Origin of the sequence: Roseateles aquatilis, assembly GCF_002205645.1 — a bacterium.
In the GTDB taxonomy this organism is placed as follows: Bacteria; Pseudomonadota; Gammaproteobacteria; order Burkholderiales; family Burkholderiaceae_C; genus Roseateles; species Roseateles aquatilis.
Genome location: NZ_NIOF01000043.1, coordinates 1 through 928, shown reverse-complemented (window position 1 = coordinate 928; position 928 = coordinate 1). Strand labels below are relative to the sequence as shown.

General features: G+C 63.6%; 1 pseudogene. It reads left to right on the top strand.

Features of this window, described 5'->3' with window-relative positions:
* A pseudogene (locus CDN99_RS29805) lies at nucleotides 1-869 on the top strand (IS3 family transposase); the annotation flags it as partial.
* Nucleotides 870-928 lie beyond the last annotated feature (59 nt).

Sequence of the window (928 nt, the reverse complement as noted above, 5' to 3'; positions counted from 1 at the left end):
GCGATTCTTCAGGACATCGCCGCAAAAAAATGGTCCGGCCCGCGCTGAGGGTGCAGGCCCTGGACTATGTCCGGGGCCATTACGGCATCAGTTTGCGTCGGGCCTGCCAGTTGGTTCAGGTATCGAGAAGCACGCCTTACTACGAGCGCCGCAAGGACCCACGGCCCGAGCTGCGCCGCCGCATGCGGGAGCTGGCCAACACCCGCGTGCGATGGGGCTACAGGCGGCTGCACGTGCTGCTACGTCGTGAGGGCTGGCAGCTCGGACGAAGCCAGTGCTACCGCATCTACGGCGAGGAACAGCTGCAACTGCGCTCCAAGCTCCCCAAGAAGCGCAAGATGGTCGTGCAACGCCGGCAGCGCGTATTGCCCAGCGCGCCGGGTCAAGCTTGGTCAATGGACTTTGTGGCTGAGGAGTTCAGTCATGGCGGCAAGTTTCGTATCCTGACTGTGGTCGACGTATTCACGCGCGAGGCGCTGGCGGTGCATGCCGGGCATCGACTCAAGGGCGAGCACGTCGTCGATGTGCTCAACCGCTTGGCCCGCCATCACGGCGCGCCCAAAGCGATCTTCGTGGACAACGGCAGCGAGTTCACGGGCCGCTTGATGGACATGTGGGCGTACCACCAGGGTGTGCGGCTGGACTTCAGCCGCCCCGGCAAACCCACGGACAACAGCTTCGTCGAGACCTTCAACGGGTCACTGCGCGACGAGTGCCTGAACGTTCATTGGTTCGCCTCGCTGGCACAGGCGCAGGACCTTCTGGAGGCTTGGCGCCAGGACTACAACGAGAGCCGGCCTCACAGTGCTCTCAATGACCTGACGCCGGCCGAATATGCCCGTAGGATCAAGGAGATGGGGCCTGCCTAATGGCCCCGAGACTGGCCGGGACTAGCGCATCGCGTGGCTCGAAGAATCCAAGCGGATCA